This window comes from Kitasatospora sp. NPDC057738, from assembly GCF_042798815.1.
Taxonomy (GTDB): domain Bacteria; phylum Actinomycetota; class Actinomycetes; order Streptomycetales; family Streptomycetaceae; genus Kitasatospora; species Kitasatospora lactacystinica.
Window position 1 is genome coordinate 1 of sequence record NZ_JBHVJT010000072.1, and the last position, 25,784, is coordinate 25,784.

Sequence of the window (25,784 nt, forward strand, 5' to 3'; positions counted from 1 at the left end):
ACATTCCGAACCCGGAAGCTAAGCCTTACAGCGCCGATGGTACTGCAGGGGGGACCCTGTGGGAGAGTAGGACGCCGCCGAACAATTATTCAGAAGAACCCCCATCCGGGATCCGGATGGGGGTTCTTCGCGTTTCCGGGACGGTCGAATGCCTCGGAACAGGCACTGCAATGAGGACCGCCCGCTCGCCGGAGCGGCGAGCGGGCGGGGCCGGGTTCAGACGAGGTGGTCGAACTCGCCGGCCTGGGCGCCGAGGAGAAAGGCGCGGAGCTTGGTGGTCGTGGTGGTCAGGACGACGGAGGGGTCGTCCGATTCGCGAACGTGGCGGAGATCGTCGGTGCCATGGGCTAGTTCCAGACAGGAATTGCCGGCATCGCCGCCACTGAACGATGACTTCTGCCAGGAGAATCCAGCCATCCGAGGTGCCTCTCAGGTATGTAGGGTGTAGAGGAGATGTTGAAGAATTCCCCAGGAGTTTCGCGAGCTGGTCGGCGCCGTTGCATCGACGGCTGGCAGTGAGATCTCGCTCAACTGTTGGAACTTCCATCCGTACGCCGCAATGGTCTCAGGGGAGCCATGGTGCTCGGCGCGCCCGGGCACATCCAGCAGGATGGTTGCGAGGTCAACGCATCCGGGGTCGCACAGTACGAAGGGGCCTGATTGGGGAGGCTTCCTCGTAGCCGTGAAGGGGAGGACCTGGATGGTGATGTTGGGGCGTTCGGCCAGGCTGACCAGGTGGTCCAGCTGAGCCCTCATGACTTCTACGCCAGGGAAGAGCATCCGCAGGGCCGCTTCATGGATGACGAATCGAAACTGCCGTTGCTCTTCGTTCTCCAGGATGCGCTGGCGATCTATGCGGAACTGGATGGCTGTCGCCAGATCCCAGCGCCCGTTGCGGTAGGCGTCCTTGTAGATGGCCTCGGCGTATTCGGGTAGTTGGAGCAGCCCGGGAATGTACAGGGTCTCGAAGTTGTCCAGACGGGCAGTTCGGTCTTCGAGCTCGGCGAGATCGAGCGATAGGTCGGGAACCTGGCCCTTGTACTTGCTCCACCAACCCTTGCCGCTGCTGGCTCCAAGAGCGTGTAGCAGCCCGGCGTAGGTCTCATCCGTGCACCCATAGCCACCGAGCAAGACCGAGAGTCGCTCCGGGTCGAGTGCCGTTCGAGCCGCCTCGATGTGACTGAGCTGTGGGCCTGCGATGCCGATGAGGGCGCCGGCGTCCTTGACTGCCAGGCCCGCAGCCTCGCGCAACCTCCTCAGCTCAGCGCCGAACCGCCGCTGTCGCTCGCTGATTTGGGTCCTGAGTGCCAAGGGGGATTCCTTCCGTGTCGGGCCAGTCTCCACCCACACGAGTGAGCTTAGCCAAGTTGGGCGAGGTATCTCGGCGATCTGGTTGCACGCGTAACACCTATCGCCCTACTCTCAGTGTTGCACCGATCACATGACGGAGTGTCTGCTTCGTCGATTCCCCTCTTCCTCCCCTGGGGTGTCTCATGCGTGCTTGCAACCTTCCCGACTGGTCCAGCGCTCGTACCGAGCTCTCCGACCTGCTCACCTCCGCGGGGTGGCGACCGTCCGTCATCTCCGACGCCGAACTCGCCCTCCATGAAGTCTTCGTCAACGCCTGGCGGCACGGGGGCACCCTTGCACCCGTGGTCGTGCTGGCCCTCGCCGATCACCGCCTCCGGGTCTCGGTCGCCGACAACAGCCCGGTCCTCCCGGAGCCCCGCCTCCCCGATGACCTGCTCTCCCTCTCCGGCCGGGGCCTCTTCCTCGTCCAGGCCCTCACCCACCGCTTCGGCGCCGAGCCACGCAAGCAGGGCAAGGTCGTCTGGTTCGAACTGGAGGCCTCCGCGTGAACCGCCGCCGCTACCCCATGCAGCCCACCGACCCCCGCATCCGGGCCTACACCGAGGACCAGGTCCGCAGCCTGCTCGGTGAACTCCAGGAGCGTGGCCGCGAGTTCGGCCTGGTCTTCCCGTCGGCCGGCACGGGCAGGACCCTGGACGGCCGGGTCCTCGTCCGCTTCAACGCGGCCCCCGCCTCCACTCTCTTCAACCTCCTCACGCTCCTCTTCGACGTCGGCCACGACCGCGATCGCCGGTGACCTCCGCGCGCAACCTTGCAAAGCCCGACGAACAGGAGCCCCCCATGTGCGTCCCCGACCCCGCCGCCGACCCCGCCGCCAGCCCCGCCGCCGACCCCGACGTCGTCAACGCCCTCGCCGCCGCCAACTACGCCGTGGCCGCCGCCTTCAACACGGTCTTCGGCGTCGCCGTCGCCCCGCCCGTCCCCGACGACTTCGACTGGCCCAAGCTCGAAGACTTCGTCCACCACCTGGGCTTCGCCGCCGACGACTCCGACACCGCCCTCAATCTCTACCGTCTGCTCTTCGCCGTCCAGCGCGTCGCCTACCGCGAGGCCGCCGGCCGTAACTCCCCCTGGCTGGCCACCCGTCTGAACCCCCGCGCCGACGCGATCCCCGGCCCGCGGTAGGCGGTGGCGCGGGGGCATCGGTCCGGACTGGCAGCATGTCCCCATGGAAGCAGTGGACCTGGGCGAGTTCGTCGTGCGGCGCGGCAGGGAGGCCGACGCGGACGCGTTGGTCGGTATCGACTCGGTCGCGCTCGAAGGCGACGAGGACCGGGCGGCGAGCATCCGCAGGTGGTGCCGGCAGGGCCCGATCAGCCCGCTGTTCGTGGCGGAAGGCGCGACCGGCCCGCTCGGCTACTGCGTCGTCGAGTACACGTTCTTCGAGCAGGGCTTCGTCACGATGCTGATGGTCGGACCGTCCGCTCGGGGCACCGGCGTCGGCCGCCGGCTGCTGGACGCCGTGGCGGCCTCCTGCGAGACCCCGAAGCTGTTCACCTCGACCAATGTCTCCAACCATCCGATGCGGCGACTGCTGCAGCGGGCCGGGTGGCGGCCGGTCGGCCTTCTCCACGGCCTCGACGAGGGCGACCCGGAACTGTTCTACCTCCACCGACCGCGGAGCGGCACGGCCGGATCTCCGTCGCAGAGCGGATTGCGACCCGGCCGGGTGGACGAGTTCACGGCGCGTCTCGACAGCGCCTGGGAGTGGTGGCAGGCCGCCATCGAGGACGCCCAGGAGGGCCGCTGGGTCCGCACCGCCCTCGAACGGCAGGTGATGGACGACCTCGCCGCCGCGACCGTCGGACTCGGATACCTGTACCCGTCCGTCGAGCTGCCCCTGCGCAACCGGCTCTGCCGGATCGCCACCTGGGCGGGCGCGCTCCGGCTCGCCGCCGGGGCGGGCGGCTGGGACCTCGTCCCGGTCACCGGAGTGGTCCCACCCCGCCCGGCGGGGATGGCCGAACTGCTTTCCGCCGTCCACGCGGTGGGCGAGCAGGGCGAGGCCTGGCTGCGGCGGCTCTCCGCTGACGGACCGCCACCGCTTCGCGCGGTCAACGGGTTCGAGGCGTTCCTCTTCGGCCCGGGCTCGGTCGAGGACCTCCGCCAGTTCTTCTACGACTAGGACCCGCACCGGCCGGCGTGCGCCCCGGTGTTCCTCGTCGGAGGGACCGGGCGGCTTGGCAAAGATCTGGATCCCTTGTGGATCCCGTTCGGCAAAGACGCTGGTACGCCGGGCGGGTCCCGCCCTACGGTGACGCCGTGAGCAATGATGCGAATGTGACTGCCGTGCCTGTCGAGGCCTTTGAAACCCCCTACTACGCGGCGGTCTTCACCGCGGTGTCGACCCAGGAGCGGGCCGGCTACAGCGAGACCAACGACCGCATGGAAGACCTGGTGAAGGACATCCCGGGGTACCTGGGGATGGACCACGCGCAGACTCCCGGCGGGCTGTCCATCACCGTCGGGTACTTCCGTGACGCCGACGCCCTCACGGAGTGGCGGACCAACGCCGAGCACCGCGCGGCGCAGAAGCGCGGGCGGGCCGAGTGGTACGAGCGCTACACGCTGCACGTGGCGAAGGTGGAGCGGAGCCACGGGTTCGTGCGGGAGTAGCTCCCCGGAGCCCGGCCGCAGTCGTCGGGTCCGGGACGGCGGGGCGAGGCCCATAACCTGGTGGTATGACGACTCCCTGGCCCGACGAGGCCACGTTCGCCCGCGGTGAGCGGGTGGCACTGACCACCCCGGACCCGCCGCGGCCCGAACTCGGCCACCTGGGCGGCGAGATCCTCGGCACCCGGGGCGTGGTCGTCGAATGCGTCGTCGAGGCCGATGACCGCGACGGTGGCCACGTCGGGCCCGTGTACCAGGTCGATACCGAGGACGGCCTTCCTTGGCGGCTGCGGCCGGAGTTCCTGAGGTCCCTCGACCGCGGGTAGTCCTTCGTCAGGTCGGTCCGTCCCCGGGACCGTAACCGCGGACGAACGGCATCGTGCCCGCCGGTACGGCGTTCGGGATCGCCTGGAGGCCGGCCCGCCGGAGCGGCCGGGCCGACCTCCCGCTCCGCGGCTGCTCAGTCCTTGGGCACGAGCGGCGTCAGCGGCAGGGCGACCCGGCTCTCCCAGGCCTGCTCCAGCGCCCGGCTGAACGTCTCCGCGGGCTGAGCGCCCGAGACGCCCAGCCGCCGGTCCAGGACGAAGAACGGCACGCCCGTCGCCCCCATGGCGCTCGCCGTGGCCTCGTCCTCGCGCACCGCCTCCGCGTACGCCTCCGGGTCGGCCAGGACCGCCGCGGCCGCCTCGCCGTCCAGCCCCGCGTCGACCGCCAGCTCGACCAGCCGGCCCGCCTCGAAGGCCGACCGCTCCTCGGCGAAGTTCGCCCGGTACAGCGCGTCCAGCAGCTGCCCCTGCCGGCCGTGCTCCTCGGCGAAGTGCAGCAGACGGTGCATGTCGAAGGAGTTCGCCGCGTCACGCCCCTCGCGCAGGTACGGCAGGCCCTCGGCGTGCGCGTTCTCGGCGATCCGGGCCTCCGCCGCCTCGGCCTGCTCCAGGCTCATCCCGTACTTGGCGGCGAGCAGCGGCAGCACCGGACGGGCCTCGTGCGGCGCCCGCGGGTCCAGCTCGAAGGAGCGGTGGACGACCTCCACCTCCTCGCGGTGCGGGAATGCCGCCAGCGCCTGCTCGAACCGGGCCTTGCCGATGTAGCACCACGGGCAGTTGATGTCGCTCCAGATCTCCACGCGCACGGCGCCGCACTCCTTCCAGCCTCGCGCGGACCTCCCGCGCCTGCTCCTGCCGGAACGCCTCCGTCCACCTGGATATTTCTCTCACTGAAATATCCAGGTCGGTCGGCGGCGGCCTCCTGTCTCAGCGCCGATCCCAGGCCTCGCGCTGGGCGGACACCGTGGGGACGGCGGCGACGGCCTCGGCGTAGCGGCCCTGCCTGCTCAGGATCTCGGCAACCGCTCGATGGGCCCCGTGCTCGGTGGACGACCGGAGCAGGTCGAGGGCCTCGTCCGCCCGGCCGTCCTGATCCAGCAGCCAGGCCAGCGTGGTGTCCCACTGGCCGGGCTCCCGCTCGCTCAGGGCCCGCGCCTCCGCGATGCCCTCGGCACGGCGTCCGGCCTTCGCGAGCAGGCGCAGCCGGGTGTAGCGCAGGACATCGGAATGCGCGCCGACGTACGCGGTGCCGAGGCCGTCGACGAGCTCCAGCGCCCGCTCCGGGCGGCCCGCCTTGATCAGCAGTTCGATCGCCTCGTGGAGGAGGTTTCCCCTGGCACGCTCGTACGTGGGCCGTCCGACGTCGACGGCCTCGTCGAGGCGTCCCTGGCGGGCCAGGAAGGCCATGAGGCGCCGACGGGCGTGCCGGCCGTTCGCTTCGACGGCCTCGTGCAGGACGGCTTCGGCCTCCTGGACCCGCCCCTGCTCCTCCAGCGCCTCCGCGCACCGGTTCCGGGTGAGCCGCGCGTGCTCGCCGGCGGCCAGCTCGCGGAGCCGGTCGATCCGGCCCTGGCCGGCGAGGAGGTCCGCGTACAGCCAGGCGATGCGCGGGACGACGGGCAGGACCGGGCCCAGCAGCCGGATCGCCTCGTCCGCCCGGCCCATGCGCTCCAGGGCTCGCCCGTACAGCGCCAGCACCTCCGACGGCTGGTGTCGGCACTCGCGCCGACCCCCGGCCGCGGAGCACCGGCAGTCCGCCGTGCCGCCCAGGGCCCGCTCGGCGCACGGGGCGAGCAGTTCCAGGACGCGGGCGTCACGGTTCTGCCCCCTGGTCAGATCGACCAGTGACTCCAGGATCCAGGGCTCCCCGAGGTGGGGCGTGAGCACCTCGATGGCCTCGTCCACCCGCCCGGCCTCCACCAGTGCCTCCGCGAACCAGCGGCAGTCGTGCGCCGACTTCAGGCCGGCCGCGTCCGGACGCACCAACGCCAGCCCCTCCTCGACCCGGCCCTGCTGGACCATGATCGTGGCGGACTCCCGTACGGCGAACGGCCAGCCGACCGCGACGAACGGCTCCAGGACCGTCAGGGCCCGTTCGAACTCCCCCACCGCGCACAGCTCGCTGACCGCCACCTCGGCGCAGAACCACTCACCGCGGTCCCGGGCGGTCTCGATCAGCAGATCCAACTGCCCCTGGCTGGCCAGGTATTCCGCCATGGCGGGCTCTATCCCGCCGTCGAACTGCCGTTGCCAGGCGAGATCGTCGAGATTCACCGGGCCAGGCTATGGGACGGGGCCGACATCCTGCCCGGAGATAATCGGCGGATGTCCGAAGCCTTCGTTGACCTGGGATTTGTCACGGCGCCCTCCGGGGTGGTGGTGCTGGCGATGGCCAGCTGGATCGACGAGTGGCCGAGGGTGGGGGAGCCGCTGTCGGTGCGGGCCGCGGCTGCGGCGGAGGCGGGTGGCGGGCACCTCCAGGAGTGGGAGTACGAGGCGGTCGCCGTCCCCGCCGCCGCCGACCGGCCGCTGGCGGTGCGGGCCACCACGGAGCCTTCGGCCTTCGACGAGGAGCCGACGATCGCGACGCTGGAGATCGCCCTCGGCCTGCCCTGGCCCGCGGGCGCGGACCCGGCGGTGCCGGTGCTGCTCGGGGACCTGCCGGTCGACCGGGGCGGCATGGCGGTCGGCGACGCCGTGGGGCTGGACGCCTGGACGGGGCTGGAGCACGAACCGGCCGACGGACTCGCCGACCTCTCCTTCTGGGGCCGGTACGGGAAGGACGCCCACGAGCGGTTCGGCGGCGAGCCGCTCTCCCCGCACGGCGGGGAGGACGGGCCGTACGGGTGGCTCGACCTCCCGGTCGCGGAGGCCGTCGCGCGGGAGGTCGAGATCAGCACCTGGCAGGGCGGCCTGCGCGGCAGGGGAGTGGCCACCATGGTGGAGAAGCACGTCGACTACCTCCGCTTCCGGCGGGCCGGCCTGCACCACCCGCTGCACGTGGGCGCGATCGAGGTCGGCGGTTGCCAGGTGCTCGGGATCGACTGGGACCCGGGCGACCACGCCGTCCGGCACCACGGTGGGCGGGACTGCGGCCAGGTCTTCCCGGTCACCCTCGAAGCCGACGGGGCCGGCGGCACGGTCCTGCGCTGGACCATCCCGCCCTACGACCTCGACGAGAGCGAGGACGACTGACCGGGAGCCGCCGGAGAGCCCGCCGTCGGGTCCCAGAGCCCGGCGGCCTCGCCGCGCTCCAGGTGGTCGGCGTAGACGGCGGTCTTCCAGGCGATCAGCGAGCGGCACTCCTCCAGCTCCCGGATCCGCTCGTCGACCCGTTGCCGGTGGGCGTCGAGCAGTCGCAGCCGTTCGGCCTCGTTGCCCGGCCCCTGCCGCACCAGGTCGGCGAAGCGGCGGAGGTCGGCGAGCGGCATGCCGGACTCGCGCAGCCTGATGCAGATCTCCAGCCACTGCACGTCGAGTACGGCGTACCGCCGGCGTCCGCCCGCCGTGCGCCGCACCGGGCCGACCAGCAGGCCCTCGCGCTCGTAGAAGCGCAGGGCGTGCACGCTGAGCCCGGTGCGCTCGGCCACTTCGCCGATGCTGAGTTCCGTCATGGCGTCAGAGCATAGGAGCGGACCCGCGGGGCTTGATCTAGACCGCGCTCCACTTCCTACCGTCGTCGCCATGACCACCACCAGCAAGGCCACCGCCGGCCGGCAGCAGCCGACCGGCTCGCCCTTCTCCGCCGCCGCCACCGCCGAGGACGTCCTGGCGGGCCTCGACCTCTCCGGCCGCACCGCCGTCGTGACCGGCGGCTACTCCGGCCTCGGCCTGGAGACCACCCGGGCGCTGACCGCCGCCGGGGCCACCGTGATCGTTCCGGCCCGCCGCCCGGACGTCGCCCGTGCCGCACTCGCCGGAACCGGCGGCCGGGTCGTCCCCATGGACCTCGCCGACCCCGTGAGCGTCCGTGCCGCCGCCGGGCTGATCCGCGAGGCCGCGGACCGCCTCGACCTGCTGCTGGCCGTCGCCGGCGTCATGGCCACCCCCGAGAGGCGCGTCGGGCCGGGCTGGGAGGGGCAGTTCGCCACCAACCACCTGGGACACTTCCTCCTCGCCTGCGAGCTGTACCCGCTGCTGGCCGCCGCCCCGGACGGCGCGCGCGTCGTCGTCAACAGCTCCGCCGGGCACGCCCTGACCGACATCCGCCGGCACGATCCGCACTTCCGCACCGGCTACGACAAGTGGCTGGCGTACGGCCAGTCCAAGACCGCCAACTCCCTGTTCGCCGTGCACCTCGACGCGCTCGGCCGGGAAGACGGCGTCCGGGCGTTCGCGCTCCACCCCGGGAAGATCATCACCGGGCTCCAGCGGGAGATGACCCGGCGGGAGCAGGTCGAGCGCGGCTGGGTGGACGACCGGGGCAACGTGATCGGCGCGGACTTCAAGTCCCCTTCCCAGGGCGCGGCCACCGGCCTGTGGGCGGCCACCTCCCCACTGCTCGACGGCCGCGGCGGGCTCTACCTGGAGGACTGCGAGGTCGCCCGCGTCAGCGGCCCGGACACCCCGATGGACGACGGCGGCGTCCGCCCGTACGCCCTCGACCCGGACGGGGCGGCCCGCCTCTGGGAGCTCTCGCTGGCCGCGACCGGCGCCACCCCGGTGCCGCGCTGAGGCGCCGGACCGGGCGCCGCTACAGGGACATCCAGCAGTACAGCTGCTCGCCCGGCGGCCCGCGCCCGCCGGGCGAGGGCGATCAACTCCTCGGCCAGCGGCAGCAGGTCGGACGGGTCGGCGCCGTCGGCGGCCTTCTCGGAGGAGCCGTCGCCGTCGAGCGGCGGCAGCCCGCCGTCCCCGAGCTCCAGCGCCCGGACGACCGTGGCCGCGTCGGCCGCGCGGAAGTAGTCGGTCAGCACACCCATCGCGGCCGCCCTTTCGTTCGACGTCGGGCGCCAGTGAAGCAGCCGGCACCGACAGGGAGTGGGAAGTCGGCCCGACCGACCTCCCACTCCGCAGGGCCCGCCCCCGCTCCCGGCGGGCCGTCAGCAGGAGATGTTGCCGCCGCCGACGTCGGTGCCCAGCACGCCGACGAACTGCTTGTAGAGGTTGATCCGGTCGTTGCGCTGGTCCGGGTTCTTGCCGTCGCACTCCAGCGCGCCGTTGATGGTGCGGATGGTCTCGCCGAAGCCCTTGTTGTTGACGACGGCGTCGTGCGCGGTCATCCGCCCGGCGCCGCTCTGGGTGTTCCAGAACCAGAGGGCGGTCTTCCAGGACGTCGCCGGGTTCTTCTCGACCTGGTACGGGTCGTGCAGCAGGTCGATGTGCAGGGCGTCGCCGGCCGCCTTGTAGTTGAAGTTCCAGCTCAGCTGGAGCGGCCCGCGCCCGTAGTACGCGGACTGCCCGGCCGGACAGCCGTACGACTGCGAACTGTCGCAGTAGTGCGGGTAGTTGGCGGTGTTCTGTTCGACGACGTACCGCAGGCCGCCGGTTTCGTGGCTGACGTTGGCCAGGAAGGCGGCGGCTTCGCGCTTGCGGGTGGCGGTGTCGCCGGTGGTGGTGAACTTGGGGAAGGCGCCCAGGGCGTCGGTGAGGCCCTGGTAGCTGTAGAAGGAGTTCCGGCTCGGGAACATCTTGTTGAACTGGGCCTCGCTGACCACGAAGGACCCGGCGGCGGAGGCGGGGGCGGTCTGGCCGGCGACGGCGAGGGTGCTCAGCACGGCGGCGGAGGCCGCCAGGGACAGGGTGCGCGAGAGCTTCATCGATCTCCTCGATTCCGGTAGCGGGATTGGCATTTCGCGTGCGAAGAGCCTCCGTCATCCTCGCGGTCGGAAAACGTCAAATATGGCTATCGGAGGTCTAAACCACTCGTACGGGTCGTATCCGGTCCGGTCGCTGGACGCCGCCCGCCGGCGGGGGCCCGCCGGGCTGTCGGTCGCACCGGATAGCCTCCTTCCGAGCGGGACGGCACCACCGGGGGAACGGGGAGCAGGGGCGAATGAGCGGGCACACCGACGACACGGGCGACGACCGCCTGGCCGCCGAGGGCGACGTCGCCCTCGCCCGGCTGGCGATCGACTCCGGCGACCTGGCCCACGCCGCCGACCACCTCGGCGACGCGATCCTCGCCGACCCCCAGCTGCCCGAACTGCACGAGGCACTGGCCGAGTTGTGCGCGGCGGCGGGCGGACCGGCCGCGGCCCGCGAGCTGTTCCCGCTGGACGGCCAGGTGTACCTCGGCACGGTGGCCTGCCGGGCCCACGTGGAGGCCGCCGCCGGGGACTGGGACACCGCCGTCGGCCTGCTCGCCTCCGCCGTCCAGCACGAGCCGGCCCGCCCCTGGGCGCACGCCGCCTGGCTCGCCCGCGAGGACCTGCCCGGCCTGGTCGACCCGGACGCCGTCGCCCAGGCGGTGGCCCGCGCCACCGGCGCGCTGCCCGACCCGCTCCCGGCCGAACCGGCCGGAGCCGTACGGCCGTTCCACGACTTCGTACAGGCCGTCCTGGCCCGGCACGAGGACCACGTGTCGCTGCTGGCGATGGCCTCCGGCCTGACCCGCCGGCTCGGCGACACCGACCGCGCCGTCGAACTCGCCGATCGGGCCCACCGGTTGGCCCCCGGCTACCTGACCGCAGTGATGCTCGGCAACGCCCTGCGCTCGGCCGGCCGGCCGGAACGGGCGCTCGCCGTCTGGGAGGCCGAGCTGGCCCGGGTCGCGCCGGACCGCGACGACTCCAGCAGCTACCTCGCCGTCGACGTCGCCGAGCTGTACGGCGCCCTCGGACGCCCCGCCGAAGGCCTGCCCTGGCTCGACCGGGTGCTCGCCGCCGAGCCCGACCACCCCAAGGCGGGCCCGGCCCGGTACGGGCTGCGCCACGCCCTCGACGGCGACCCGGCGCACCTGCTCGGCCTGGCCGACCACCACCGCTCCCACCCCGAGCACGAGTACGCCCAGGAACTGCTGGAACGGCTGAGCCACCGGGAGCCCTGGCTCGGCCTGGTCTCCGGCGCCACCGAGGCCACCGTCAACGTGCTGCACCAGGTGCTCGCCGCCCCCGACACCGGCTGCGACACCGAGATCGACTGCACGGCCTCCACCGTGGAGCCGCCCAGCTCGGTGCTGGCCGTCCGGCTCGCGCTGCCGCGCTCCACCGTCGGCTACCGGGCCGTCGGCGAGCCCGACCCCCGGCTGCCGCTGACCGAACCCACCACCCGGATCTGGGCCTGGGACGGCACCGACCCGCGCCCGGCCGTCGCCCCGCCCGCGCCGCGGAGCGCCGAACTCGTCCGCGCCACCGCCGAGATCTTCTGGCCGACCGTCCCCGCCGCCTACGACCACGCCGTCCGACTGGCCGGACTGCCGCTGGACGACCTGCTCGGCGTTCTGGTCCACCCGCCCGTGCCGCGCGAGGACGAACTCGGCCGCGCCCTGCTCGCCCACCAGCCCGAACTCTGGGTGCGGGCCGTCCAGGTCTTCGCCTGCCTCGGCATCGCCCACCACCGAACCGACCAGCCCTGGGCCGGCTCCGAGCGCCGCCGGGTGCTGCGCGACCTGCTGCTCGGGCCGGAGGACTGGGTGGTCGAGGCGGCCGGCTTCGCGCTGGTCGCGATCGGCTGGACCCAGCCGCAGACCCGGGCCGACGTCGCCGCACTGCTCCAGCAGCGGCTGCACCACGGCGCCCGGGCCCGCCGCACCCGGGCGGTGACGATCCTCCGCTCGCTGTCCGCGCTGGTGCTCGCCGCGCCCTGGACGTCCGACGAGGACCGCGCGCTCGCCCGGCACCTGATGGAGCAGGAGGACGCCGCCGACGCGGGGGCGGAGGCCGCACCGGAGGCGGCGGACCAGGCCGAGGCGGCGGAGCGCCCGGGGACCGCGGGGCAACCGGAGGCGGCGGAGCGGTCGGAGGCCGAGCGGGCCGCCGGGGAGGAGCCCCGCCCCGGCCGCCTGCGCCGCCTCTTCGGCCGGAGCTGAGGCAGGGGCTGAGACGAGGCCTGAGGCCAGGTCTGAGGTGAGGTCTGAGGCCCGGGCCGGCCCTAACCCATCCCCGGCAGCGGTTCCTGGTCGACGTCGTACCGCGCGACCCGCTCCGCCGGGTCCCGGCACTCCGGTCCCAGCCGCAGCATCCGCGACTCGGGGTCGTGCAGCGGCCGGTGGCAGCGGCGGCAGGTCACCCGCGGGCGGAGGGTCTGCGCGGTGTCCGTCCCGGGAAGCGGCTCCGGGCCGGACGCGCCGGACGCGCGGGTCGGACCGGTCGAGCCGGGCAGGCCGGACGAGCCGGGAGGGTTGGTCGGGCTGGTCATGCTGAGACGGTAGCCGCCCACGCCGTCAAGGCCCCTGCCGGTGCGTGAAACGATGGCCCCATGGCGAGCGACCGCAGCAGCGCAGGAGACCCGGCACGCACCCTCGCCCTGCTCTGGGGGCTCACCGCCGAGGAGAAGCCCGGCCGGCGCGGGCCCCGGCAGGCGCGCTCGACCGGTGAGATCGCCACCGTCGCGATCGCCCTCGCCGACGCCGAGGGAGCGGACGCCGTCACCATGCGCCGGGTCGCGCAGGAGCTGGGGCTGTCCCCGATGGCGCTCTACACCTACGTGCCCGGCAAGGCCGAGCTGCTCGACCTGATGCTGGACACCGTCTACGCCACGATGCCCCGCAGCACCCCCGCCGACGAGGGCTGGCGCTCCCGGGTCACCGCCGTCGCGGACGACAACCGGGCGCTGCACCGCGCCCACCCGTGGGTCGCCGCCGTCTCCACCAGCCGTCCGCCGCTGGGGCCCGGCCTGATGGCCAAGTACGAGTACGAGCTGCGTGCCTTCGAGGGCACCGGGCTCTCCGACGTCGACCTGGACGCCGCGCTGACCCACCTGCTCGGCTTCGTCCAGACCTGCGCCCGGATGGCCGCCGACGAGCGCGCCGCCCGGCAGGACAGCGCGATGACCGACGCGCAGTGGTGGGCGGCCAACGCCGGGCTGCTCGCCCGGGTCTTCGACCCCGAGCGCTACCCGGTCGCCGCCCGGGTGGGTGCCGCGGCCGGTGCGGCGCACGGCGGCGCGTACAGCCCGGACCACGCCTACGCCTTCGGTCTGGCCCGGGTCCTGGACGGGCTCGACGCCCTCATCGCGGGGCGGTAGCCCGCCCGTCGTACTCCTGGCGGGCCGTCTCGACCTCCGGCACCCGCCGCTCCGACCAGTGCGCCAGCGCCGCGACCAGCTCCGCCGCCTCCCGCCCCAGCGGGGTGAGGCTGTAGTCGACCCGCGGCGGGATCACCGGGTGGGCCTCGCGCAGCACGAAGCCGTCCCGCTCCAGGGTCTGGAGGGTCTGGGCGAGCATCTTCTCGCTGACCCCGGTGACCTTGCGGCGCAGTTCGCTGAACCGGTAGCCGCGCTCGTTCAGCGCGCCCAGCACCAGCACGCCCCAGCGGCTGGTGACGTGCTCCAGCACGCCCCGGGACGGGCACATCCGGTCGAAGACGTCGGCGGGGGGCAGCCCGCCGGCCTTCAGCTCGCTTACCTTCATATCAGTACCCTACTTTGAAGTGCGTACTTTCGAAAGGTTAGTGCAACCCCTAGGGTGAGTTTCGAGGCCAGAACCCCGCAGCAACCCCTGAGGAGCACACCATGTACGTCGTCACCGGTGCCACCGGCCAGCTCGGCCGTCTCGTCGTCGAGGGCCTGCTGGCCGAGGTCCCCGCGAGCGAGGTGGCCGTCGCCGTCCGCTCCGCCGAGAAGGCCGCCGACCTGGCCGCCCGCGGCGTGACCGTCCGGGTGGTCGACTACGACAAGCCGGAGACCCTGGCCGGCGCCTTCGCCGGGGGCGACCGGGTGCTGCTGATCTCGGGCAGCGAGGTCGGCCGCCGGATCCCGCAGCACCGGGCCGTGGTGGAGGCCGCCAAGGCCGCCGGGGTCGCGCTGCTCGCCTACACCAGCATCCCGGGTGCGGCCACCTTCCGGCTGGCCGACGAGCACAAGGCGACCGAGGAGCTGATCCTCGCCTCCGGCCTGCCGCACGCCTTCCTGCGCAACGGCTGGTACACCGAGAACTACCTGGGCGACGCGGCCGGCACGGTGGCGCGCGGCGTGGTGCTCGGCAGTGCCGGGCAGGGCCGGGTCGCCACCGCCCCGCGCGCGGACTACGCGGCCGCGGCGGTCGCCGTCCTGGTCGGCGAGGGGCACCGGGGCGAGGTGTACGAGCTGAGCGGCGACGCCGCCTGGAGCCTGCCCGAGCTGGCCGCCGAGCTGGCGAAGGCCTCCGGCCGGCCGGTCGAGCACCGGGACGTCACCCCGGCCGAGCACCTGGACGCGCTGGTCGGCGCGGGCCTGCCGCAGGGCTTCGCCGAGGCCCTGGTGGACGTGGACGCGGGCATCGCGCGCGGCGAGCTGGCCGGCACCCCGGGCGACCTGGCCCGGCTGATCGGCCGTCCGACCGTCCCGCTGGCCGAGTCCGTCCGCGCGGCCCTGAACTCCTGAGGCACCCGCGGGCCGGGACCGCCGCGCCGCCGGAGTTCTCCTCGAACCCCTGAGGCGCCGCGGCCCCGGACTCCCGCGCCGCCGCTGCGGCCCCCGGAGCGGCGGAGCCGTCCGGCCCGCGAGCAATGTCATGACCAAAATCCGGAAACGGAGATGACAGCCCGCCCTCCCGCCCGCTACCGTCGCCTCGACACACGCGCGCGGGAAGGCACTCGGCCATGGCGGGAACAGACCAGCAGGACTACGGCCGGGGCCTCTGGTCCGGCGTCGCCGCCTACGGCATCTGGGGGCTCTTCCCGCTGTTCTGGCCGCTGCTGGAACCGGGTGCCGCCGACGACATCCTGGCCAACCGGATGGTCTGGTCCCTGGTCGCGGTCGTCCTGCTGCTGATCGCCCAGCGGCACTGGGGCTGGATACGCCCGCTGCTGCGCCAGCCCCGCCGGCTCGCCATGCTGGCCGGCGCGGCCGCCGTGATCTCGGTCAACTGGGGCGTCTACATCTGGGCCGTCAACGCCGGGCACGTGGTCGAGACCAGCCTCGGCTACTTCATCAACCCCCTGGTCACCATCGCCTTCGGCGTCCTGGTGCTCAAGGAGCGGCTGCGCACCGCGCAGTGGACGGCGGTGGGCATCGGCGCCGCCGCCGTCGCGGTGCTGGCCGTCGCGTACGGGCAGCTGCCCTGGATCGCGCTCACCCTGGCGCTCTCCTTCGCGACCTACGGCCTGCTGAAGAAGCAGGTCGGGCTGAGCGGGCTGGAGAGCCTGGCCGCCGAGAGCGCCTTCATGTTCCCGTTCGCCCTCGGCTACCTGGTCCACCTGGAGGTCAGCGGGCGCGGCACCTTCGGGCACACGGTGGCCGGCTCGTACGGCTGGGGGCACTCCGGGCTGCTGATGCTCAGCGGGGTGATCACCGCGATCCCGCTGCTGCTCTTCGGCGCGGCCGCCGTCCGGGTGCCGCTGACCGTGCTCGGGCTGCTGCAGTACCTGGCGCCGGTGTTCCAGTTCCTGATCGGCGTCGCGGTGTTCCACGAGTCCATGCCGCCCGCCCGCTGGGCCGGCTTCGGCCTGGTCTGGGCCGCGCTCGCGCTGCTGACCTGGGACGCGCTGCGCCAGGTGCGGGCCGACCGCGCGGTGCGGGCCGCGGCACGGCCGCAGCCCGCACCCGCCGAGGCGGCCGTCACACGCTGATGTCCCGGCTGGTGAAGCGGGACCAGGCCGCCGAGCCGAACACGGCGACGTAGGCGGCCTGGAGGCCGAGGTCCTTCAGCACGCCGTCCCAGTACATCGGCGCCCGCAGCAGGTCCGCGAAGCTCAGCCAGTAGTGGGAGAACAGGAACGGGCTGACGGCGTGCAGCTGCGGGAAGACGTCCAGGATCTGGACGGTGACCACCAGCCCGACGGTGGCGGCCATCGCCGCGATGCCGCTGCCGGTGAGGGTGGAGACGAACAGCCCGATCGCCACCAGCCCGGCCAGTGAGGCCGCGACCACCAGGGCCACCAGCAGCGCGCGCAGCAGCGCGTCGCCGAGGCCGATGGTGTCCCCGGAGAGCAGCGTGACCCGGCCGAGCGGGAAGAGCGCGGCGCCCGCGGCCAGCGCCGTCACCGCGACGGTCGCCGTGGCGGCCGCGCAGAACACCAGCCCGGCGGTGAACTTGGCGGCCAGCAGCCTGGTCCGCCCGGCCGGGGCGACCAGCAGGTAGCGCAGCGTCCCGGCGGCCGCCTCGCCCGCCACCGAGTCCCCGGCGACCACGCCGACCGTCATCGGCAGGAAGACCGGCAGCGCCACCGCGAGCGCGGTGAAGACCAGGAAGAGCCCGTTCTGCGTGGTCTGCGCGATGAAGCTCGGACCGCCGCCGCCCTCGTGCGGACTGTCCGTGTTGAGCTTGACCACCACCCCGATCAGGACCGGCAGTGCCGCCAGGATGCCCAGCAGCACCTTGGTGCGCATCCGGCGGAAGGTCAGGTGCAGCTCGCTGCGGAACAGCGCCAGGAACCCGGCCGCCGTCTGCGGCCGGCGGCCGGTGCCGGTCGGCGGCGCCCCGGCCCGCGACAGTGCCTCAGCCCGCGACATCGAAGCCCTCCCCGGTCAGCGCCACGAAGGCGTCCTCCAACGTGCCCCGCTCCAGCCCGAAGCCGTGCACCCGTACCCCGGCCTCGACCAGCGCCGCGCACAGCCTGGGCAGGGCCTCCTCGCCCAGGACGCCCGGCTCGCCGTCCACCCGGTCCTCGCCCGGCACCAGGGCGGTGACCCGGTGGGCCGCCAGCACCTCCGCGGCCCGCGCCACGTCCGGGGTCCGGACCACCAGCCGGCCCTGCGCCCGGGCGGCCAGCTCGGCGACGGTGCCCTGCACCACCAGCCGGCCCCGGGACATCACCGCGGCGTGGGTGCAGACCTGCTCGATCTCGTCCAGCAGGTGCGAGGAGAGGAACACCGTGGTGCCCTCCGCCGCGACCTCCCGGACCAGCGTCCGGATCTCCCGCATGCCCTGCGGGTCCAGCCCGTTGGTCGGCTCGTCCAGCACCAGCAGTTCGCGCGGCTGCAGCAGCGCGGAGGCCAGGCCCAGACGCTGCTTCATGCCCAGCGAGTACGCGCGGGCCTTCTTGCCCGCCGCGGCGCCCAGGCCGACCCGCTCCAGTGCCGCCTCGACCCGCTGCCGGCGGGTGCGCGGGTCGGCGGTCGGGTCGGCGGCGTCGAAGCGCACCAGGTTGTCCCGGCCGGAGAGGAAGCCGTACAGGGCCGGGCCCTCGATCAGCGCGCCCACCCGGGGCAGCACGGTGGCGACGGACTGCGGCATCGGCTCGCCGAGGACGCTGGCCGCGCCCGAGGTGGGGGCGATCAGGCCCATCAGCATCCGGATGGTGGTGGTCTTGCCGGAGCCGTTGGGGCCCAGGAAGCCGAAGACGGACCCGCGCGGCACGGCCAGGTCCAGGCCGTCCACGGCGAGCTGGCCGCCGCGGAAGCGCTTGGTCAGGCCGCGGGTCCGGATGACGTCGTCGGCGGCCTCACGCGGGGCCGGAGCGGCCGGGGAAGCGGCGGAGACGGGGGAGGAGGCGGGGGAAGCGGATGGAACGGGCGCGGGGGCCGGACGCGGCACCGCGCCCGTACCCCCGGCCGACTCCGTAACGTCCCCCGTTACGGGAGCCTTGGTCATCCGTCAGTTCACCCCGGCGGCGTGCTGGAGGACCGGCAGGGTCACCGCGCCGGCCAGGACCCGGCCGTCGTCGGTGAGCAGGACGTTGAGCACCTTGGTGCTCACCAGGGTGCCGCCGGCGACCGGCTTGCCGAGCGACTTCACCATCGCCTGCGGGTTCAGCGACTGCGCCGCCCCGTTCCCGCGGCCGCCGTGCTTGCCGCCCTTGGCGTCGGCCTTCGGCGCCCCGTCCGCCGCGTCGGGCAGCCGGGTGGAGACGACCGTCGTCCAGCCCTCGCCGATCACGTCGACGCCCTCGGGCGCCCCGGTGCCGCGGTGCTCCCGGGCGTCGCCCGGCGCGCCCTCGGCCACGTCCCCGGCCTTCTGCTCCGTCACCTTGGCGCCCTTGGGGGCGGAGAAGTCGAAGGTCTTGTCGGCCGGCTTGGCGAAGGACACCTGGGTGAAGCGGACGTTCAGCACGGTGCTGCCGTCGACGGACTTCACCGCCACCGCCAGCGGCACCCCGTTGTCGGCGGCCACCGCGATCCGGACCTCGGCCAGCGTCGAACCGGACTGGGTGGGCTTCACGCTCAACTCGTAGGCGTTCTGCCCGGCCACCTTGGCCGTCCCGGCGACGGTCACCGAGGTCGTGCCGGCGCTCCCGGTCAGGAACTGCTTCGCGGCCTCCTGCGGGGTGGTCGGCAGCTCGGACAGCGGCGCCTTGCCGTGCTGCTCGGCGGCGGCCGCCCGCCCGGTCATGTGCACCGCGGAGTTGGACGAGCTGTCCCAGGCCCAGGCCTGGTCGCCGTTGCGGACCAGGGTGTAGCCGGCCATGTTCTCCAGCACGTCCACCCGCTGGCGGTCCGGGCCGTCCACCGCGACCCGCAGCGTCTGGTCCCCGCCGAGCAGGCCGAGCAGCTTGGACTGCGGGTCCGCGGTGGAGCCCCGGCCGTCACCGCCGTGCCCGCCGACCGCCCCGCCGAGGCCGCCGGCCGCGCCGAGCAGCTGGCCGGGCACCCCGAGGTCGGTGCTGATCGACACCGTCCCGGACAGCGTCTGGGTCTCCGACCCGAGCACCTTGGCGACCAGCTGCTCCGACGTCAGCGTCGGCAGGTCGGGCGCGCCGTCGGCGGCCAGCGCCGGGACCAGCCCCACCCCTGCGGCGATCACCGCGACCACCGCCACCGGCACCCCGGCGCGCATCAGGACGCGTCGCCGGGAGCGGTACGGCGCACCGCCGTCCAGATCGTCCCCCGCCGCCTTTTCGTTGGTCATGGCGTCCTCAACTCCTCCGCGAACACGTGTGATTGGCCTTGCCCGTCCATTAGAGGCCGCCGCGGCGCCGCCGTCATCGCCCTGTGGGGCCAGATCGGGTTGACCTTCTTGGGTACGCCGACCCTGAGACGGCCTCAGGGTTGTCTCCACCCGCGGTACCACCGCCTGGCGTAGGGTCGCGCCATGGACGGAACCGCCATGGACGCCAGCACCCCGCCGACCGAGAACGCGATGCGCCGAGCCCTGCGCCGCGCCCGGGACGGCGTCGCCCTCGACACGACCGAGGCCGCCGTGCTGCTCCAGGCCAGAGGCGACGACCTGCTGGACCTCTGTACGAGTGCCGCCAGGGTCCGGGACGCGGGCCTCGAAGCCGCCGGCCGTCCCGGCGTCATCACCTACTCCAAGAGCGTCTTCATCCCGCTCACCCGGCTCTGCCGCGACAAGTGCCACTACTGCACCTTCGTCACCGTCCCCGGCCGGCTGCGCCGGGAGGGCCACGGGATGTACATGTCCCCGGACGAGGTGCTGGACGTGGCCCGCCGGGGCGCCGAACTCGGCTGCAAGGAAGCCCTGATCACGCTCGGCGACAAGCCCGAGGACCGCTGGCCGGAGGCCCGCGAGTGGCTGGACGCGCACGGCTACGACGACACCATCGCCTATGTGCGCGCCATGTCGATCCGCATCCTGGAGGAGACCGGCCTGCTGCCGCACCTCAACCCCGGGGTGCTGAGCTGGACGGACTTCCAGCGGCTCAAGCCCGTCTCCGCCTCCATGGGCATGATGCTGGAGACCACCGCCACCCGGCTGTGGAGCGAGCCCGGCGGCCCGCACCACGGTTCCCCGGACAAGGAGCCGGCCGTCCGGCTGCGGGTGCTGGAGGACGCCGGGCGCAGCTCCGTCCCGTTCACCAGCGGCCTGCTGATCGGCATCGGCGAGACGTACCAGGAGCGCGCCGAGTCGCTGTTCGCGCTGCGCAAGGTCTCCCGCGCCTACCACGGCGTCCAGGAACTGATCCTGCAGAACTTCCGGGCCAAGCCGGACACCGCGATGCGCGGCATGCCGGACGCCGAACTGGACGAACTGGTGGCCACGGTGGCGGTGGCCCGGCACCTGATGGGCCCGGCCGCCTGCCTCCAGGCCCCGCCCAACCTGGTGGACGGCGAGTACGAGCGGCTGATCGCGGCCGGCATCGACGACTGGGGCGGGGTCTCCCCGCTCACCCCGGACCACGTCAACCCCGAGCGCCCCTGGCCGCAGATCGAGCGGCTGGCCGAGCGCTCGGCGGCGGCCGGCTTCGAACTGCGCGAGCGCCTCGCCGTCTACCCCGAGTACGTGCGCCGCGGCGAACCCTGGCTGGACCCGCGGGTGCTGCCGCACGTGCGCGCCCTGGCCGACCCCGCCACCGGCCTGGCCGACCCGGACGCGGTGGTCCGCGGCCTGCCCTGGCAGGAGCCCGAGGACCTGCCGGAGTCGTACGGCCGCACCGACCTGCACGCCACCATCGACACCGAGGGCCGCACCGGCGACCGCCGGGCCGACTTCGAGGACGTGTACGGCGACTGGGAGGTGCTGCGCGAGCAGGTGCTCGCGAAGGGCGCGCCAGAGCGCCTCGCCGGAGACCTGCGGGAGGCCCTCGCGGTGGCCGCCGACGACCCGACCGGACTGACCGACGACCAGGCGCTGGCCCTGTTCCACGCGGACGGCCCGGCCCTGGACGCGCTCTGCCGGATCGCCGACGACGTCCGCCGCGACACGGTCGGGGAGGACGTCACCTACTGCGTCACCCGGAACATCAACTTCACCAACGTCTGCTACACCGGCTGCCGCTTCTGCGCCTTCGCCCAGCGCCGCACCGACGCCGACGCCTACACCCTCTCCCTGGAGCAGGTCGCCGACCGGGCCGCGCAGGCCTGGGAGGTGGGCGCCACCGAGGTCTGCATGCAGGGCGGCATCCACCCGGACCTGCCCGGCACCGCCTACTTCGACATCGCCCGCGCGGTGAAGGAGCGGGTGCCCGGCATCCACGTGCACGCCTTCTCGCCCATGGAGGTCGTCAACGGCGCGACCCGCACCGGGCTGTCGATCCGGGACTGGCTGCAGCGGGCCAAGGAGTCGGGCCTGGACAGCATCCCCGGCACCGCCGCCGAGATCCTGGACGACGAGGTCCGCTGGGTGCTCACCAAGGGCAAGCTGCCGGCCGCCACCTGGGTCGAGGTGGTCACCACCGCGCACGAACTGGGCCTGCGCTCCTCGTCCACGATGATGTACGGGCACGTGGACACCCCGCAGCACTGGCTCGGCCACCTGCGGCTGCTCGCCGGGATCCAGCAACGGACCGGCGGCTTCACCGAGTTCGTGACCCTGCCGTTCATCCACACCAACGCGCCCGTCTACCTGGCCGGCATCGCCCGGCCCGGCCCGAGCGCCCGGGACAACCGCGCGGTGGTCGCGATGGCCCGGCTGCTGCTGCACCCGCACATCCCCAACATCCAGACCAGCTGGGTCAAGCTGGGCGCCGAGGGCGCGGCCGAGATGCTCCGCTCGGGCGCCAACGACCTCGGCGGCACGCTGATGGAGGAGACCATCTCGCGGATGGCCGGCTCGGCGTACGGCAGCTACAAGTCGGTGCGCGACCTCCAGGCGATCGCCGAGGCCGCGGGCCGCCCGCACCGCCAGCGCACCACCACCTACGGCGAGGTGCCGGCCGAGCGGCGGGCCGCGGCGCTGGCCTCGGACGGGCACCTGCCGGAGCTGCTGCCGGTACTGGACTGAGACCCGTGCCGTCCCGGCCGCCGCCCGCACGGCGGCCGGGACGGGGGCACCGAACTCCCGGGGAGGGGCCGATTCGATCGGCTCTTCGAATACAGTGCCAGGGCGCGCTCCCGGCCGAGCGACGCGCGGACCCCACACCCGAGGAAAGGCGCCCCGTCGTGATGCCACTGTGGTCACGCGCCCAGCAGCAGGACTACCGCAGCCGGGTGCGGGGCTGTCTGCTCGGCGGTGCCGTCGGGGACGCGCTCGGCGCCGGCGTCGAGTTCGAGTCGCTGGAGAAGATCCGGGCCCAGCACGGCCCGCAGGGCGTCACCGGCTACGTCCCCGCGTACGGGCGCACCGGCGCCGTCACCGACGACACCCAGCTCAGCCTCTTCACCGTCGACGGGCTGATCCGCGCCCACATCCGGCGCGACACCGGCAGCTGGCACCCGCCCACCGACCTCCACCTGGCCTACCTGCGCTGGGCCGCCACCCAGCGCGACTGGGGCCCGGACGAGCGCCGCCCCGACCTCGGCTGGCTCGGCCGCGAGGAGTGGCTCTACGCCCAGCGCGCCCCCGGACAGGGCTGCCTGCCGGGCCTCAGCGGGGTCCACGCCGAGCGGCTCGGCACCCTGGAGGTCCCCAAGAACCCGCACTCCAAGGCCTGCGGCACGGTGGTGCGGGCGGCGCCCTTCGGGCTGCTCACCACCTGGGAGCCGGGCCTGGTGTTCCAACTCGCGGTGGAGTGCTCGGTGCTCACCCACGGCCACCCCACCGGATACCTCGCGGCGGGCGCGTTCGCGGTGATCGTCCAGTCCGTCGCCCGCGGCGGCACCCTGGAGGAGGGCGTCCACCTGGCGCTCGCGCTGCTCTCCGAGCGGCCGGCGCACGAGGAGACCACCGCCGCGCTGCGGGCCGCCCTGGACGCGGTGCGGGCCGGCGAGCCGTCCGCCGACCGGGTCGAGGCGCTGGGGGAGGGCTGGGTGGCCGAGGAGGCGCTGGCGATCGGCGTCTACTGCGCCCTGGTCGCCCACGACGTGCGCTCGGGCCTGCTGCTCGCGGTCAACCACTCCGGGGACAGCGACTCCACCGGCGCGATCTGCGGCAACCTGCTCGGGGCGCTGCACGGAGACACCGCGCTGCCGCCGGGCCTGCTGGCCGGGCTGGAAGGGCGCGGGGCGATCCTCGAACTCGCCGACGACTTCGTGCTGGAGCTGGTGCACGGCACCGAACTGCACGACCGGCGGACCCCGGAGGGCGCCAACTGGGCCACCCGCTACCCGGTGACGGGCTGAGCGACCCGGGCCCCCGGAACGGGAGTTGCCCGTAGCGCGGGCCGCCGCCGAGGGCGACGGCCACCGCTACGGGCAACTGGTCCGAGTGCGGAACCGGGCGGGAGGATTAGTCCGGGAGGCCGCCGAAGGCGCCGTCCCCCACCGCCGAGGCGAAGGCGTTCCAGGCATCGGCCGAGAAGCGCAGCTGGGGCCCCCTGGGGTCCTTGGAGTCCCGGACGGCCACCTCCCCCGCGCCTGGGACGGCGATCTCCACACAGGCGCCTTGGCCCCCGCTGTGACTGCTCTTGCGCCAACGGGTTCCGTACTCGGACGGGGTGATCATTCGTGGAATTCCTTCTCGATGTCGGCTATCAGCGACCGGCTCTCCGCGACACCGAGTGCGGCCGCTCTCAGGTAGTCGTACAGACCGGTATAGCGGCGCACGTCCGCCTCCTTCTCCAGGTACAGATCGCTCGTCACACCTTCGAAGTAGACAACTGTGGAATCGGCTGACTCCGGGAACTCCAGCAGCGAGAATGTCCCGGTCATGCCGGGATGGGCGCCGTGCGAGAACGGGATCACCTGGATGGTGATGTTCGCGCGCTGGCTGAGCTCCAGCATCTGCTGCAACTGCTGGGCCATCACGGCCTTGCTGCCGACCTCGCGGCGCAGCACCGCCTCGTCTATGACGGTCCACAGGCTGCCCAGCTGGTTCTCGCCGTGGATGCGCTCCTGGCGCTTCATCCGGACCTGCACCCGGCGCTGCACGGCGACCGCGTCGGTGTCCGGCTGGGTGCCCTCGACCACGGCCTGGGCGTAGTGCTCGGTCTGCAGCAGGCCGGGGACGAAGGAGGACTCGTACGCGCGGATCGAGGAGGCCTCGGCCTCCAGTCCGATGTAGACGCTGTACGGGGTCGGCATGTCGTTGAAGTCGTGCCACCACCCGCGCTGGCGCGACTCCTTGGCCATCTCCATCAGGCTGGCGCGCAGCTGGTCGTCGGGCACGTTGTAGACGTCGCAGAGGTCGCGCACATCGCGCTGGCTGATGCTGCGGCGGCCGTTCTCCAGCCGGCTGATCTTCGACTGGGAGACCATCAGCCGGCCGGCGACCTCCTCGGCCGTCATGCCCAGGCCCTCGCGGAGCTTGCGCAGCTCCGAACCGAGGCGCCGGCGGCGCACGGTGGGATTGACGTTGGCGGACACTTCGACCTCCGGCCGGACCTCTGGTGCTCGTTGGAGCGGCAGCCCTCGGAACACTTCGGACATTGGGACCAACCCCCCTGACTTGGAGCAGCATGTCACCTTGGGCCAGGTCGGCGCCGGGGAATCACAGCAGCGCGGTAGCACAGATCATCGGAAAAGCACTTCCGCGAGACAGCGAAAGCCCCCAGGTGGTAATGCGGCTCGGACGACTCGGACAGGTACTGCGGAGGCCGCCCCCGGACCGGCCCGCACCTGCCCCGGCAGGTGCGGGGGCGGGCGGTTGCCGGGCGTCCGGGGACGGCGAAGGGGCGGTCGCCGGGCGACTCGCGTCGCGGGGCGACCGCCCCTCGGTGCTGTTGGTGGTGCCGGTGGTGCCGGTGGCACCGGTGGTGCGTCGGGGCGCTCAGCGCCTTCGGGCGGTGCGAGGGGGACGGTGTGCGCCGCCGGGTGCGCGGCCGGTGGTGTCGGGCGCCGTGGTGGCTGCCCGCCGGGCCGTGCGGACCGCTGCGGCCGTCGAAGCCCTCCAGGACTTCCCGGCCCTCGTGCCCTCCCGGGGTCTGCTGCCCTCCCCGGTTCTGGTGCACCCCCGGGGTCCGGTGCACCCCCGGGGTCCGGTGCCCTCCCGGGTCAGCGGACGCCGACCCGGGAGGCGGGGACCCGCCCGCCCGAACCCCGGCCCGCCGTACGGGCGCCGGGGCGGCCGGCAGCGGCCCCGGAACCCTGGGAAGAACGGTTCTGCTGCGCCGGCAGGCCGTTCTGCACGTCCATCACGGCGTGCGCGACCATCCCGCCCAGCGGGTCGTACCGGATCAGGTCGCGCAACCGCGACCGCGAGGACCGGCCCTCGTTGCCCGGGTACAGGTGCTTGCCCAGCCCGACCGAGTGGGCGAGCGCGGCGAGCGCGGCCGTCCGCGGATCCGGCGGAACACCGGTGCGGATCGCGGTGTCCAGCCGCTGCTTGATCGCGGCGTTGGTGCAGTCGTCGGACGCCTGGTACCGGGTCGTCGGCAGCACCCCGCACACCTGGCCCGGCACGGCCGTGACCATGCCGCAGCGCTCCAGGTGCGCCAAATAGGTCTGCCGCAGCCCCAGCCGGGGCCCGCCGATCCAGTGCGCCGCGCGGACCGGACTGCCGCGTCGGCGCAGCAGTTCCAGTGCGTGGTCAAGGGTCGGGTCGCCGGTCGGTCGTGCGAGCACGACGGCGATCCGGTCTCCCTCCGGTACGATCCGTCCGGCCAGGGACAGCTCGACGAGCTGCGCCCCGGCGAGTCCGAGGTCGAGGGTCTGCGGCTGCGCCGTGGTACCCGTGGTCGGGTCCAAAGCGAGCAGCAAGAGTTCCTCGGGAACAGTTCTGCGGCTCTTGCCCATCCAAGCCTC

The 25,784-nt window shown here is 73.4% G+C and carries 28 protein-coding genes and 1 rRNA gene; 15 read left to right on the plus strand and 14 right to left on the minus strand.

The window, feature by feature from the left end; genetic code table 11:
* Nucleotides 1-83 (plus strand): 5S ribosomal RNA (gene rrf / locus ACFVGO_RS30875); the annotation flags it as partial.
* A gap of 133 nt (nucleotides 84-216) precedes the next feature.
* On the opposite strand, the gene ACFVGO_RS30880 is transcribed toward rrf, so the two are convergent.
* Nucleotides 217-417, minus strand: coding sequence for a DUF397 domain-containing protein (locus ACFVGO_RS30880; protein WP_359899878.1), 201 nt, complete (start codon nucleotides 415-417; stop codon nucleotides 217-219).
* 12 nt (nucleotides 418-429) lie between these two features.
* On the minus strand, nucleotides 430-1,311 hold the full coding sequence (locus ACFVGO_RS30885; RefSeq protein WP_359899876.1) for a helix-turn-helix transcriptional regulator: 882 nt from the start codon (nucleotides 1,309-1,311) through the stop codon (nucleotides 430-432).
* Nucleotides 1,312-1,493: 182 nt separating this feature from the next.
* Here ACFVGO_RS30885 and ACFVGO_RS30890 point away from each other — a divergent pair, with 182 nt between their 5' ends.
* The 6 genes from ACFVGO_RS30890 (at nucleotide 1,494) to ACFVGO_RS30915 (ending at nucleotide 4,310) form a co-directional block, all read left to right on the plus strand.
* Nucleotides 1,494-1,859 carry an ATP-binding protein gene (locus tag ACFVGO_RS30890; RefSeq protein WP_359899874.1) on the plus strand — a complete coding sequence of 122 codons (366 nt, stop codon included), beginning with the start codon at nucleotides 1,494-1,496 and terminating at the stop codon, nucleotides 1,857-1,859.
* A complete protein-coding gene (locus tag ACFVGO_RS30895) occupies nucleotides 1,856-2,107 on the plus strand; it encodes a hypothetical protein (RefSeq protein ID WP_359899872.1) in 252 nt (83 codons plus the stop codon). Before ACFVGO_RS30890 ends, ACFVGO_RS30895 begins: the two co-directional genes overlap by 4 nt.
* A gap of 44 nt (nucleotides 2,108-2,151) precedes the next feature.
* A complete protein-coding gene (locus tag ACFVGO_RS30900; RefSeq protein ID WP_380635307.1) occupies nucleotides 2,152-2,496 on the plus strand; it encodes a hypothetical protein in 345 nt (114 codons plus the stop codon).
* Nucleotides 2,497-2,539: 43 nt separating this feature from the next.
* Nucleotides 2,540-3,496, plus strand: a complete 957-nt coding sequence (locus ACFVGO_RS30905) for a GNAT family N-acetyltransferase (protein WP_380635309.1) — start codon at nucleotides 2,540-2,542, stop codon at nucleotides 3,494-3,496.
* Nucleotides 3,497-3,651: 155 nt separating this feature from the next.
* The gene (locus ACFVGO_RS30910; RefSeq protein WP_380354016.1) at nucleotides 3,652-3,987 is read left to right on the plus strand and encodes an antibiotic biosynthesis monooxygenase family protein; all 336 of its coding nucleotides are present in this window, start codon (nucleotides 3,652-3,654) and stop codon (nucleotides 3,985-3,987) included.
* Nucleotides 3,988-4,052: 65 nt separating this feature from the next.
* Nucleotides 4,053-4,310 carry a hypothetical protein gene (locus ACFVGO_RS30915; RefSeq protein WP_359899864.1) on the plus strand — a complete coding sequence of 86 codons (258 nt, stop codon included), beginning with the start codon at nucleotides 4,053-4,055 and terminating at the stop codon, nucleotides 4,308-4,310.
* A gap of 134 nt (nucleotides 4,311-4,444) precedes the next feature.
* Here ACFVGO_RS30915 and ACFVGO_RS30920 read toward each other — a convergent pair whose 3' ends face one another.
* Both ACFVGO_RS30920 and ACFVGO_RS30925 read right to left on the minus strand, forming a co-directional pair.
* Nucleotides 4,445-5,116 carry a DsbA family oxidoreductase gene (locus tag ACFVGO_RS30920; RefSeq protein ID WP_380354013.1) on the minus strand — a complete coding sequence of 224 codons (672 nt, stop codon included), beginning with the start codon at nucleotides 5,114-5,116 and terminating at the stop codon, nucleotides 4,445-4,447.
* A gap of 121 nt (nucleotides 5,117-5,237) precedes the next feature.
* Nucleotides 5,238-6,584, minus strand: a complete 1,347-nt coding sequence (locus ACFVGO_RS30925; protein WP_380635312.1) for a tetratricopeptide repeat protein — start codon at nucleotides 6,582-6,584, stop codon at nucleotides 5,238-5,240.
* A gap of 51 nt (nucleotides 6,585-6,635) precedes the next feature.
* Here ACFVGO_RS30925 and ACFVGO_RS30930 point away from each other — a divergent pair, with 51 nt between their 5' ends.
* Complete coding sequence (locus ACFVGO_RS30930; RefSeq protein WP_380635314.1) at nucleotides 6,636-7,505, plus strand: hypothetical protein; 870 nt, start codon at nucleotides 6,636-6,638, stop codon at nucleotides 7,503-7,505.
* Here the strand turns inward: ACFVGO_RS30930 and ACFVGO_RS30935 are convergent.
* Nucleotides 7,475-7,924, minus strand: a complete 450-nt coding sequence (locus tag ACFVGO_RS30935) for a MerR family transcriptional regulator (protein ID WP_359899856.1) — start codon at nucleotides 7,922-7,924, stop codon at nucleotides 7,475-7,477. The genes ACFVGO_RS30930 and ACFVGO_RS30935 overlap by 31 nt on opposite strands.
* Before the next feature lie 70 nt (nucleotides 7,925-7,994).
* Here ACFVGO_RS30935 and ACFVGO_RS30940 point away from each other — a divergent pair, with 70 nt between their 5' ends.
* Nucleotides 7,995-8,984, plus strand: a complete 990-nt coding sequence (locus ACFVGO_RS30940) for an SDR family NAD(P)-dependent oxidoreductase (protein ID WP_359899854.1) — start codon at nucleotides 7,995-7,997, stop codon at nucleotides 8,982-8,984.
* A gap of 368 nt (nucleotides 8,985-9,352) precedes the next feature.
* On the opposite strand, the gene ACFVGO_RS30945 is transcribed toward ACFVGO_RS30940, so the two are convergent.
* Nucleotides 9,353-10,069, minus strand: a complete 717-nt coding sequence (locus tag ACFVGO_RS30945; protein ID WP_359899850.1) for a chitinase — start codon at nucleotides 10,067-10,069, stop codon at nucleotides 9,353-9,355.
* Between the two features lie 236 nt (nucleotides 10,070-10,305).
* Between ACFVGO_RS30945 and ACFVGO_RS30950 the strand changes: the two genes are divergently transcribed.
* Entirely contained in the window at nucleotides 10,306-12,279 is a 1,974-nt protein-coding gene (locus ACFVGO_RS30950) for a tetratricopeptide repeat protein (RefSeq protein ID WP_380635317.1), read from the plus strand.
* Between the two features lie 62 nt (nucleotides 12,280-12,341).
* Here the strand turns inward: ACFVGO_RS30950 and ACFVGO_RS30955 are convergent, their stop codons facing one another.
* The gene (locus tag ACFVGO_RS30955; protein ID WP_359899846.1) at nucleotides 12,342-12,608 is read right to left on the minus strand and encodes a DUF6011 domain-containing protein; all 267 of its coding nucleotides are present in this window, start codon (nucleotides 12,606-12,608) and stop codon (nucleotides 12,342-12,344) included.
* A gap of 60 nt (nucleotides 12,609-12,668) precedes the next feature.
* Here ACFVGO_RS30955 and ACFVGO_RS30960 point away from each other — a divergent pair, with 60 nt between their 5' ends.
* A complete protein-coding gene (locus ACFVGO_RS30960) occupies nucleotides 12,669-13,436 on the plus strand; it encodes a TetR/AcrR family transcriptional regulator (protein ID WP_359899844.1) in 768 nt (255 codons plus the stop codon).
* Here ACFVGO_RS30960 and ACFVGO_RS30965 read toward each other — a convergent pair.
* Complete coding sequence (locus ACFVGO_RS30965) at nucleotides 13,420-13,821, minus strand: helix-turn-helix domain-containing protein (RefSeq protein WP_359899842.1); 402 nt, start codon at nucleotides 13,819-13,821, stop codon at nucleotides 13,420-13,422. The two genes, ACFVGO_RS30960 and ACFVGO_RS30965, sit on opposite strands and share 17 nt — an antisense overlap.
* A 101-nt stretch (nucleotides 13,822-13,922) precedes the next feature.
* Between ACFVGO_RS30965 and ACFVGO_RS30970 the strand changes: the two genes are divergently transcribed.
* Together ACFVGO_RS30970 and rarD are read left to right on the plus strand one after the other, a co-directional pair.
* Nucleotides 13,923-14,771 carry an SDR family oxidoreductase gene (locus tag ACFVGO_RS30970; RefSeq protein WP_359899840.1) on the plus strand — a complete coding sequence of 283 codons (849 nt, stop codon included), beginning with the start codon at nucleotides 13,923-13,925 and terminating at the stop codon, nucleotides 14,769-14,771.
* Nucleotides 14,772-14,989: 218 nt separating this feature from the next.
* A complete protein-coding gene (gene rarD, locus ACFVGO_RS30975) occupies nucleotides 14,990-15,958 on the plus strand; it encodes an EamA family transporter RarD (RefSeq protein WP_380539206.1) in 969 nt (322 codons plus the stop codon).
* Here rarD and ACFVGO_RS30980 read toward each other — a convergent pair.
* From ACFVGO_RS30980 to ACFVGO_RS30990, 3 genes are read right to left on the minus strand one after another with little or no spacing between them, the layout of a single operon-like run.
* Nucleotides 15,948-16,841 (minus strand): ABC transporter permease, encoded by an 894-nt coding sequence (locus ACFVGO_RS30980; protein WP_359899836.1) that lies wholly within the window; start codon nucleotides 16,839-16,841, stop codon nucleotides 15,948-15,950. The two genes, rarD and ACFVGO_RS30980, sit on opposite strands and share 11 nt — an antisense overlap.
* Nucleotides 16,828-17,922, minus strand: coding sequence for an ABC transporter ATP-binding protein (locus ACFVGO_RS30985; protein WP_380354000.1), 1,095 nt, complete (start codon nucleotides 17,920-17,922; stop codon nucleotides 16,828-16,830). The genes ACFVGO_RS30980 and ACFVGO_RS30985 overlap by 14 nt, the downstream gene beginning before the upstream one ends.
* Nucleotides 17,923-17,925: 3 nt before the next feature.
* Complete coding sequence (locus ACFVGO_RS30990) at nucleotides 17,926-19,176, minus strand: outer membrane lipoprotein carrier protein LolA (RefSeq protein ID WP_380353998.1); 1,251 nt, start codon at nucleotides 19,174-19,176, stop codon at nucleotides 17,926-17,928.
* 183 nt (nucleotides 19,177-19,359) lie between these two features.
* Here ACFVGO_RS30990 and ACFVGO_RS30995 point away from each other — a divergent pair, with 183 nt between their 5' ends.
* The gene (locus ACFVGO_RS30995) at nucleotides 19,360-21,948 is read left to right on the plus strand and encodes a bifunctional FO biosynthesis protein CofGH (RefSeq protein WP_380353996.1); all 2,589 of its coding nucleotides are present in this window, start codon (nucleotides 19,360-19,362) and stop codon (nucleotides 21,946-21,948) included.
* A 161-nt stretch (nucleotides 21,949-22,109) separates the two neighbouring features.
* Nucleotides 22,110-23,225 (plus strand): ADP-ribosylglycohydrolase family protein, encoded by a 1,116-nt coding sequence (locus ACFVGO_RS31000; protein ID WP_380635323.1) that lies wholly within the window; start codon nucleotides 22,110-22,112, stop codon nucleotides 23,223-23,225.
* A gap of 106 nt (nucleotides 23,226-23,331) precedes the next feature.
* Here ACFVGO_RS31000 and ACFVGO_RS31005 read toward each other — a convergent pair whose 3' ends face one another.
* From ACFVGO_RS31005 to ACFVGO_RS31015, 3 genes are all read right to left on the minus strand, one after another.
* On the minus strand, nucleotides 23,332-23,547 hold the full coding sequence (locus tag ACFVGO_RS31005; RefSeq protein ID WP_359899826.1) for a DUF397 domain-containing protein: 216 nt from the start codon (nucleotides 23,545-23,547) through the stop codon (nucleotides 23,332-23,334).
* Nucleotides 23,544-24,407 carry a helix-turn-helix transcriptional regulator gene (locus ACFVGO_RS31010; protein WP_359899824.1) on the minus strand — a complete coding sequence of 288 codons (864 nt, stop codon included), beginning with the start codon at nucleotides 24,405-24,407 and terminating at the stop codon, nucleotides 23,544-23,546. Before ACFVGO_RS31010 ends, ACFVGO_RS31005 begins: the two co-directional genes overlap by 4 nt.
* Before the next feature lie 627 nt (nucleotides 24,408-25,034).
* Nucleotides 25,035-25,775, minus strand: coding sequence for a GPP34 family phosphoprotein (locus ACFVGO_RS31015; RefSeq protein ID WP_355268249.1), 741 nt, complete (start codon nucleotides 25,773-25,775; stop codon nucleotides 25,035-25,037).
* Nucleotides 25,776-25,784: the final 9 nt, after the last annotated feature.

Coding starts and splice junctions, on each gene's coding strand:
- ACFVGO_RS30880 (WP_359899878.1), bottom strand. CDS start 417: ATGGCTGGATTCTCCTGGCAGAAGTCATCGTTCAGTGGCGGCGATGCC.
- ACFVGO_RS30890 (WP_359899874.1), top strand. CDS start 1,494: ATGCGTGCTTGCAACCTTCCCGACTGGTCCAGCGCTCGTACCGAGCTC.
- ACFVGO_RS30900 (WP_380635307.1), top strand. CDS start 2,152: ATGTGCGTCCCCGACCCCGCCGCCGACCCCGCCGCCAGCCCCGCCGCC.
- ACFVGO_RS30905 (WP_380635309.1), top strand. CDS start 2,540: ATGGAAGCAGTGGACCTGGGCGAGTTCGTCGTGCGGCGCGGCAGGGAG.
- ACFVGO_RS30915 (WP_359899864.1), top strand. CDS start 4,053: ATGACGACTCCCTGGCCCGACGAGGCCACGTTCGCCCGCGGTGAGCGG.
- ACFVGO_RS30930 (WP_380635314.1), top strand. CDS start 6,636: ATGTCCGAAGCCTTCGTTGACCTGGGATTTGTCACGGCGCCCTCCGGG.
- ACFVGO_RS30935 (WP_359899856.1), bottom strand. CDS start 7,924: ATGACGGAACTCAGCATCGGCGAAGTGGCCGAGCGCACCGGGCTCAGC.
- ACFVGO_RS30940 (WP_359899854.1), top strand. CDS start 7,995: ATGACCACCACCAGCAAGGCCACCGCCGGCCGGCAGCAGCCGACCGGC.
- ACFVGO_RS30945 (WP_359899850.1), bottom strand. CDS start 10,069: ATGAAGCTCTCGCGCACCCTGTCCCTGGCGGCCTCCGCCGCCGTGCTG.
- ACFVGO_RS30950 (WP_380635317.1), top strand. CDS start 10,306: ATGAGCGGGCACACCGACGACACGGGCGACGACCGCCTGGCCGCCGAG.
- ACFVGO_RS30955 (WP_359899846.1), bottom strand. CDS start 12,608: ATGACCAGCCCGACCAACCCTCCCGGCTCGTCCGGCCTGCCCGGCTCG.
- ACFVGO_RS30960 (WP_359899844.1), top strand. CDS start 12,669: ATGGCGAGCGACCGCAGCAGCGCAGGAGACCCGGCACGCACCCTCGCC.
- ACFVGO_RS30965 (WP_359899842.1), bottom strand. CDS start 13,821: ATGAAGGTAAGCGAGCTGAAGGCCGGCGGGCTGCCCCCCGCCGACGTC.
- ACFVGO_RS30970 (WP_359899840.1), top strand. CDS start 13,923: ATGTACGTCGTCACCGGTGCCACCGGCCAGCTCGGCCGTCTCGTCGTC.
- rarD (WP_380539206.1), top strand. CDS start 14,990: ATGGCGGGAACAGACCAGCAGGACTACGGCCGGGGCCTCTGGTCCGGC.
- ACFVGO_RS30980 (WP_359899836.1), bottom strand. CDS start 16,841: ATGTCGCGGGCTGAGGCACTGTCGCGGGCCGGGGCGCCGCCGACCGGC.
- ACFVGO_RS30985 (WP_380354000.1), bottom strand. CDS start 17,922: ATGACCAAGGCTCCCGTAACGGGGGACGTTACGGAGTCGGCCGGGGGT.
- ACFVGO_RS30990 (WP_380353998.1), bottom strand. CDS start 19,176: ATGACCAACGAAAAGGCGGCGGGGGACGATCTGGACGGCGGTGCGCCG.
- ACFVGO_RS30995 (WP_380353996.1), top strand. CDS start 19,360: ATGGACGGAACCGCCATGGACGCCAGCACCCCGCCGACCGAGAACGCG.
- ACFVGO_RS31000 (WP_380635323.1), top strand. CDS start 22,110: ATGCCACTGTGGTCACGCGCCCAGCAGCAGGACTACCGCAGCCGGGTG.
- ACFVGO_RS31005 (WP_359899826.1), bottom strand. CDS start 23,547: ATGATCACCCCGTCCGAGTACGGAACCCGTTGGCGCAAGAGCAGTCAC.
- ACFVGO_RS31015 (WP_355268249.1), bottom strand. CDS start 25,775: ATGGGCAAGAGCCGCAGAACTGTTCCCGAGGAACTCTTGCTGCTCGCT.